This is a genomic window from Ruegeria sp. YTSA226 (genome assembly GCF_059609905.1).
Genome location: NZ_JBXWMQ010000002.1, coordinates 463818 through 471673, shown reverse-complemented (window position 1 = coordinate 471673; position 7856 = coordinate 463818). Strand labels below are relative to the sequence as shown.

Sequence of the window (7856 nt, the reverse complement as noted above, 5' to 3'; positions counted from 1 at the left end):
TTCCGGCGTAGCTCAGCGGTAGAGCAGTTGACTGTTAATCAATTGGTCGTAGGTTCGATCCCTACCGCCGGAGCCAATTTCCCCAAAACACACCGCAAATTATCATGGATGCCCGCCTTCGCTGTGCGCATGTTTTTTCGACGAAAAAACTCACGCCCCCCTCTGGACGCCGAAGAGTCGGGTTGCTATACGGCGCGAACCGTTCCGGCGTAGCTCAGCGGTAGAGCAGTTGACTGTTAATCAATTGGTCGTAGGTTCGATCCCTACCGCCGGAGCCAAAATCTCTCAAAGAGATCAATGGCATAAAGGCCCATCGCAAGATGGGCCTTTGTCGTTTTTGACAGGCTCTGCAACATCTCTGCAACGTTGCGATTTGCTCAGACATCAAAACGGGATGTCGTCGTCGCCATCATCAACCGGCCCACCTTCCGCGATCCACCTATTGCCGCGCAACCTGTTTAGCGACTTGGGAATAGCACGCAGATTGCTCGCAATGTGTGGTCCGGGTGCAAGTGGTCGGCCTGTAAACCAGCACACGGCATTTAGAGGAATGATGTGATCGACCTCATGCTCGATGCCCGTAAATTCAGTCAGATGCTCCGCATGCTCATAGATTGAAAGAATCTGAGTTTTGTCGTCATCCGTAAGCCGTGCAAGTGCTGCGTTGGCTTCAATCGCGCGGCGCATAGCCGTGTCATATTTGCGCTGCGCCTTGTGAGTCCGATAATAGCGAGCATCTTTCGAGAGCATAGCAAGGTCGGCTTTGTGTTCTGCCTTGCGCTTCGCTTCATACTCTGCCGTTTCGCGATCCGCCTCAGCGGCTTCGGCCGCGACCTCCGCGGAGGTCATTCCGCAACTAAGTATATCTGTCATCGTGGATACCTCATGATTTGGAGGAATCGGCACGATGAAAGAAACCGACACCTCACGGTGGATTGGTTTCCTAAAGGCAACCAGCAATGTGCGGATTGGGGCGCGGTCTCGGAACAGGTACCGGGCAACGGGTGAAAGATAAGTACTCAGGGGCACTTGGTCAACCTACTCACTCCCTTTTGGTGGTTTTTCACCTCCGCCAATTTTGATTTTTGCCAGATCTCAGCCTGTTTCAAAATGCACGGATGAACTCGGAATCTGGGCCTTGCTACCAAATTGCGTCGATGGCAGTCTCCCTGCATGGTAGCCAAAAACTTCAAATTGCAGAAACGCGCTGGAAAAGCAGAATACTCTGGCCGACGTAGATCTGCTACTCGCTTGTCCGGCTTCAAGAGTCACGAGGAGGCTACAGGTGGAAAGCTTCAACGTGCGGCCACGACATCATTCCAAGTTTCTCCGGAAGCCCCCCTGGCCCTTACCTTCTCGATGCCAAATATAGAATCAGGAAAATTCTCCGGATTTGGGTTTTACTTTCGATCAGACAAGCAGGTTGCCTTGAGTTGTGATAAGAAGTGGTTTGGATCGCGGCACTATTCCAACTACGGAACCCCTGAGTCATTCGATAAATGCGGTTACATTTGGCAAGTCGATGGGCCTAGTGAATTCACTGTACTTCTAGCTCCGGTCGAGCAGTGCGAGATCGAGATATATGAGCCAAAATGTGGGGAAATCTGGCATCAATTCTTTGCAGATGCGAGAGACAGCGTTTTAAGGAACATTCACCTTTTTGCGCCCGAGGCAAATTTTTATACGTTAGAGGGAACCGTCGGCATTTCAGGCACAGTGTTAGCTGACAGTAAGTCTATAGTAACCAAGGAATGCAACCGTTGTGCAAGGTTCCTTCCAATAAATCTACCGTTCGAACGGAACACACTGTCGTTTTCAAATCACTGTGTGGCCAAGCGACCTTGCCGCCATAAAGGCTTCGGTATTGTTTCGGACTTGGATAACCACAAGGAAGTAGAACTAGAATATGGGTTTCAATTAGAATGCCGGTTCTGCAAAAAATTTGTAGTCAATGCGGCGCTGAATCCTCAACGATCTGCCGATCAAATGAAGGAAGATGCCCAGAGGCGCCGACATTTTGAACTTTTGATATCGGAATTGACGAACAATTCCATACAGATGAGTTTTCGACACGAGACTGGTAAGGAGCTGGCAACGCATATATGGGAAAAATTCGGGAAGAAGTGCTTCAAGTGCAAGGAAGGTCTAAGCACTAGAAATGAAATGCACCTCGATCATACGCGCCCGTTGGCGCTTCTTTGGCCGCTAGATGAAACAGCCACAGCGCTTTGTGGGAGTTGTAACTCAAAAAAGAGAGACCGCCAGCCAAAGGACTTTTACACAGACCCTGAGATTGTAGAACTAAGTGACCTCACCGGAATCCCGTTAGACGAATTGGAAAACCCGATGCCGAATCTTGAGATCCTAAAAAGGCTACTAGATGATCCGAATTGGCTGATTGATGATTTTCTCAACAAAGATTTCCTCTTAGTGGAAAAGGATGGAAAGATTTCTGCTGAACTTATTTGCAAAGCACTAGACCGAGTTCTCTTGATTTCCAAACTTGAAGTTGATGGTTTTAGCTTTGCGAAGCAATGGAACGATCATTTCTTGGAGTAAATTAGATACTGGTGCTCTACCGTACTTCCTTTGTCCTTGATCCCATGTTTTTCAGATGCTTGAACACATTCAGTGAATACGTCACTTTTTTCAAAGTCTTCAAAATTTAGCATTTGCAGCTTTTCAGCCATATTTACGGTTTTGTTTTTTCCAACGTGAAGCACTACTAAACTGCCACTTTTGAGAACTCGGCCAAAGCTTCGGAAGATGTCCTCATAGACAACTAACGACTTATCCCTATCCCCTTCAATAAACTTGGCGCTTGCATTTTCGAAGTCTGCGATGGTCCACCCAGAGAACCAAAAACGCATCCAATTTGTCATGTAAAATCTTGTTGAAGAAGCAAATGGTGGCGACGTTATTATAACGTCGACACTGCTGTCACTCAGTTGGGAAAGGTCACGAACGTCAGACTTGATCGACGTACTTGCCGGGAAGGTTGGCAAGCTTTCTTTACTAGCAAGCGCCGAATGCACCTTTGTCCTCAGGTGTGACACGACATTTTTGTAGATATACTCACCTGTTGGGGCATATGGCGTCAGTGGATGGCTGTTTCGGGAAAGTGCATAGGGGCGATTGCCGTGCAATATGTGAAGCATTGACGAAAAAACTAGGCACCAATTCGCGTCGGAGAGGTCTTTAGTCTCGAGAAAATACTCCCTAGCTTTCAGTACTTCTAGAAAAGTGCCTTCTTCAAAGTACTCAACTATGGTTTTGTTAAAGCGAACTTTCTCAGTATCATCCAATGTCTGTTGGGCAATCGGTTTTGACGAAACCCATTCGGATAATCTGTCTATCACTTGGTCGCAGGCGCGCCTAGTCGTCGGGCCTGTCTTCGCATGAGACAAAGCTACGGCCATCTCACTCAGATCGTTTGAAATTGAGATCCTTCCACCGATGGCTGCTTCCAAAGGTATTGTTCCAGAGCCGGAGAAGGGATCAAAAACTGTTTGACCTTTTGTCGAAAAAACTTGGACCAAGTGGTGCGCCAGTGCAGGTTTTAGTTTTCCTTGGTAAGAACATAGCGAGTGAAGGGGAGTCCCCCAATTTCGTTTTGCGAAGGCTCCCTGCTTGTGAGGTAGGTCAGTTTTAAACGCGTTCCATTGGTCCCAGTTCATACTATTTCCTAAACACGAGCAATCGCTGGCTCAATTCCGCACCTCGATTGGAATGACGCTTCCTGAGAACAATCTCATCTTCAATTTTGAAGCCGGTGCCTTCAAAGACGGCTGCCAACACTGAATGTGTTGGAACGTGGACCCCTCCATAAACGCTGTCACCAATATCAATGCATACAGGTGATCCGTTTCGAATCCTGCACCAAAGACCATTTGCAACTAACTTCATGTGTTCAAAATATCCCGCGACCATTTTGGGGATACGCTTATCATAACAGTTGCTCTCAATGGCTTGTACGACTTCTCGTGCCTCATCAAGCACAACTATCCCTGAAGACTTTGACACATCGTTGATCGCGGAAGTTACGACTGCTTGGCGGAATTTCTGAAGATCAGACCTGTCGTTTAGGTAGTTCAAATACCAAAGTTCCAACTTCATATTGCGGATATAGTTCGTACCATTCAAATAAGGTGGACTCGTGATTACGCCGTCGTATGCAGGCACCGCATCCGAAGATAGATCTTTCGCATTAGGTCCTAGAAATACAATTTCTTGGTTTTTCGGCAGATCATCCGAAATCAAATCAGATTGGAACAAGCTAAGTTTTTTTACCACCAAATCTACTATGTCAGGGATGGGCTTGAGCAGCTCTTTTTCAGTTTTAAAGCGAACATCTCCAGCTCTACGCAAAAGGGATGACTCTAGCAGGCTGGTTGAAACCGCCATTCGAATGAAACGTTTCAACAAAGCGTCTTCCAATTTGTTTTCAATCGTTTTCAGCCGGAGAATTTTTTGAAAATTGTCTTCTCGAAAATATTCAACTTTCCCAAAGACATCCAAATAGCTCTTTTTCAGTTTTGAGTTGACGGTGGCAACACTTGCCGCTTGTCCCAGATTTTCTTTGAATGTTTCTATTTTATCCGTCGCTTCAAGACGATTTGCTTGCCCCATGTCGAGGCAAATTGCCTTTAATGAGACAAGCTCAACAAGGAAGGGGTTAACTTCAGTATAGCCACAAGAAATGCCGAGCTGCGCTAAGGCGATGGGCGTTGTGCCTACGCCACAAAACGGCTCAAGCAGGTTCTTAGGGGCTTCAAATCTTGCGTCGATTATCTGCTTAACAAACTGAGACGAATAACCTTCAAGATAGGGGAACCAATCGTGAAATGGTTCCCCACGCCCGCCGGAATGAGTAACATCTTTCGCCTTCACTTCCTTAAGTTTAAGGCGGTCGCTCAGGTCTAGTTCGCGCTTATATTGAATCGACACAATCTGCTTTCATTTCTTGCAGCCTCAAAGCCAACTTTTTTCTTGTTTGGTGAAGACGACGCTGTCTACCTACCGGTTTGTCGCTTCGCATCACTGGTTGTTGAAGTTCATATGTACAATCTTGAAGCATGTCCATGCAACACAATTGTTCCTTTTTTGTTCCGCCCCTGATCAGATCACATGCGCTCGGTATATAGGCTATTTTTTTATGACTAATACCAACCCCTTATCCTGCCCGCCCAGATGCCCGTGGCCTCAGATGTTGAGACGCAAACCCAGCGACAATTTAGGCCGATACCGAGAAACCCGTGGCTCGAGGCATTGCGCGACTGCATGATGATTTGGCCTTGAGACGAACCTGCTTGCCCGTCCTAGCCCCTAAAGCTGAACCTTCCCCACGCCTTCAGTGTAATGAAACGCCGAGTATAAATGCGGCGGATACATCGTCTCGAATTTTCGCAGTTGATCGTCGGCCGGCTTACTCGACCACTCGACGACCAGTGAAGTTTTCGGCATTCCATCGCCTGTGGTTCTAGACGGATCGTATTCAGGAGCCTCGGTAGATATGATTGCGAAGGATGACATAATTTTCCTTTCGGAATTTCTGTGAGAACGGTCTCAGTAGCAGCCACGTAGATGGCTAACCTTGATGTTTCGGTCGGAAAGGTAGTGAGACGCGAATCCAGCGACGATGAGGCTGATACCAAGATCGCCGTGGCCCGACGCGTTGCGAGATTGGGTGATGATCTGATTGCCCGCTGCTGTCGTCTGCGTCGCGAATGAGGCAAGGTCTTCTTCGATCTCCTTGCGTAACAGCAGATCGTGGGCAAAATTCAGTTCGCCAGCAGCGAACATCACCGCGAGATTTTCGATCATCAGGGTTTTGCTGGCATTCACATATCGGCCCTTGCGAGACCAGTCCTGTCCCCCTGTCATCTGGACCGCATTGTGATCCACGCCTTGCTCCCAGAGCATGTCTGACACGACCCGACCAATAGATGTGCCGTCAATCACGAGTTCTGACTTGCCACAGAATGGCGACGCGTTGCGCACCTTGATCAGGTGGTCGACCACATCCACGTAGGACACGCCTTTGAACTTGTCCGCGTACACAACCGTGCGCTCACGGGTGCCAATGACAATCCCGTTTCCATCTGACACTGGCAGCGCCTGATCCTTGATCACGCAGATTGCAGAATAATCGTTGGCCTGCCCCAAGTCCGCACCGACCCAATACCGCACATATCCGGTCACACGCGGGATCGCCGGGTCTTGGTTGGTCTCATTCACCACGTCGCCATTGGGCATGTAGATCAAGTTCAAATTCGCGGACATATCGCGCCTTCCGTACTGGTGGCATTTTCGATGATTGAAAGGTCAAAGTAGGACTGGCCGTCGGCCAGCATTTCGACTTCAACCTCTTGGCGGAATCGCGTGGCTGACAACTGGGCGCGCAGGCGATCTACGCGGGCAGAGAGCCGGGGTATCGACGTTCCGGGCACAACGATGCGGTGAATGCCTTCGCGCGGCTCTCTGAACAGCTCTGCGAACATGTTGTATTTGCCCGCCGGTGTCGACGCGTAGAAGGTCTGGCCGTTGTCTTTGAGCATCGGCAGCAGCGCAACAACGATGTCCTCGCCACCGTTCTGGCCCGGCAGGTAGGCCATTTCATCGACCATGATCAGATCAGCGGTGTACCCGCGAATGGTTGCACCAGACGCTGGCACGGCGATGAAACGCCCGCCGTTTGATGTCTCGATTTCGGACTGCGTCGCCCGCTCTACCACCAAATCGGTGGCGCGCAGATATAATGCCGCCTTCCGCGTGATCTCGCGCGTCTGTCGTTCTGCGGGTGCAAGACAGATCGTAGTGCCACCGCGCTTTAATTCTCGCACACCACGCGTCGCCAATACGCAAGACTTGCCCGCCTGTCGGCACACACGCATGGCAACCGTTGGCGCAGTTGATGTGATTGCCTCCAATTGCCAAGGATCAACGGCATCGGCGGTTGACACTTCTTGCCGCAGGAAATGCAGCATTTCCGCACCAGCATCGAGATCGCGTTCGACGAGGCCGCACCAGTCATGGAGGGCATCAAACGGCATGATACCTCGCCGTGTAGCAGCCCGCGCACCCCTTGTTGACGCCGCGCGGCGTGACATGCCCATGTTTGCACTCAAGGCCCGTGAAGTACACTTTCTTGCCTTGGTCTTCGGCTTGGCGACGTGTTGAAGGCAATTCGGCCCATTCAGAATGCCCAGCTTTTTCTGCCGCGTCTAGACGTGCGGCGGTCTGCTTTGCATAGTGATCCCAGCCCAGGAATATTGAGTGGCGCGTCATAGGACTGTATCCTCCTTCGTTACAGACAGCACATGGTGGCGCATCCGACGCAGTAGCGGTTCACGGGCGGCGGGAACCTCAGTACATACCTCGGCCAAGATTTGACGCAGCGTGACCCATTCCTTGCTTTCGGCCAGTGAGACATTGACCGTCAGGCTGGTCGCAAGTTTGCCCTGAACTTGGGCAATATCGCGCAAGACACGGCGCAATCCTTCCATCGCCGCCAGCGCAAAAGAGTCGTCCTCGTTTCCCTCCGCCTTGGTGATCAGCCGTTCCACGCGCTTTGCCAAGGACTCATATGTCATGGCGATGTCCAAGCGATCCTGATTGACGATCTCGGTATTGGTCTCGATTTCTTTGATGCGTTCTTGCGCCAGAATTTCCCGGCGCATTTCCTCGGTGATCTTGTCGTCGCGATACCTTTGCACTGTGGAGAAATCGACGCCCAATCGCTTTGCTATCCCGGTCAGACTGCGCCGTTCAAGCACGATGTCCTTGATGATCTCGTTCTTGTCGGGGCGCATGTCGATGATGGCGCGCCGACCAGAGTTTTTGTTCCCACCGCGCAT

At 50.1% G+C, this 7856-nt stretch carries 8 protein-coding genes and 2 tRNA genes; 3 read left to right on the top strand and 7 right to left on the bottom strand.

Annotation, left to right across the window (positions count from 1 at the left end):
• Window position 1 precedes the first annotated feature (1 nt).
• Together AC2FFF_RS04965 and AC2FFF_RS04960 are read left to right on the top strand one after the other, a co-directional pair.
• A tRNA-Asn gene (locus AC2FFF_RS04965) sits at window positions 2-76 on the top strand.
• Between the two features lie 127 nt (window positions 77-203).
• Window positions 204-278: transfer RNA gene (locus tag AC2FFF_RS04960), tRNA-Asn, on the top strand.
• A 106-nt stretch (window positions 279-384) separates the two neighbouring features.
• Here the strand turns inward: AC2FFF_RS04960 and AC2FFF_RS04955 are convergent.
• Complete coding sequence (locus AC2FFF_RS04955; RefSeq protein ID WP_496882877.1) at window positions 385-873, bottom strand: hypothetical protein; 489 nt, start codon at window positions 871-873, stop codon at window positions 385-387.
• Between the two features lie 300 nt (window positions 874-1173).
• Here AC2FFF_RS04955 and AC2FFF_RS04950 point away from each other — a divergent pair, with 300 nt between their 5' ends.
• A complete protein-coding gene (locus tag AC2FFF_RS04950; protein ID WP_496882876.1) occupies window positions 1174-2559 on the top strand; it encodes a hypothetical protein in 1386 nt (461 codons plus the stop codon).
• Here AC2FFF_RS04950 and AC2FFF_RS04945 read toward each other — a convergent pair.
• From AC2FFF_RS04945 to AC2FFF_RS04920, 6 genes are all read right to left on the bottom strand, one after another.
• Window positions 2544-3677 carry a DNA methyltransferase gene (locus AC2FFF_RS04945; protein ID WP_496882875.1) on the bottom strand — a complete coding sequence of 378 codons (1134 nt, stop codon included), beginning with the start codon at window positions 3675-3677 and terminating at the stop codon, window positions 2544-2546. The genes AC2FFF_RS04950 and AC2FFF_RS04945 overlap by 16 nt on opposite strands.
• 1 nt (window position 3678) lies before the next feature.
• Window positions 3679-4947, bottom strand: coding sequence for a hypothetical protein (locus AC2FFF_RS04940; protein ID WP_496882874.1), 1269 nt, complete (start codon window positions 4945-4947; stop codon window positions 3679-3681).
• A gap of 618 nt (window positions 4948-5565) precedes the next feature.
• Complete coding sequence (locus AC2FFF_RS04935) at window positions 5566-6282, bottom strand: hypothetical protein (protein WP_496882873.1); 717 nt, start codon at window positions 6280-6282, stop codon at window positions 5566-5568.
• Window positions 6267-7052 (bottom strand): terminase large subunit domain-containing protein, encoded by a 786-nt coding sequence (locus tag AC2FFF_RS04930; protein WP_496882872.1) that lies wholly within the window; start codon window positions 7050-7052, stop codon window positions 6267-6269. The genes AC2FFF_RS04935 and AC2FFF_RS04930 overlap by 16 nt, the downstream gene beginning before the upstream one ends.
• Entirely contained in the window at window positions 7042-7287 is a 246-nt protein-coding gene (locus AC2FFF_RS04925; protein ID WP_496882871.1) for a hypothetical protein, read from the bottom strand. Before AC2FFF_RS04925 ends, AC2FFF_RS04930 begins: the two co-directional genes overlap by 11 nt.
• A complete protein-coding gene (locus tag AC2FFF_RS04920) occupies window positions 7284-7856 on the bottom strand; it encodes a hypothetical protein (protein WP_496882870.1) in 573 nt (190 codons plus the stop codon). The genes AC2FFF_RS04925 and AC2FFF_RS04920 overlap by 4 nt, the downstream gene beginning before the upstream one ends.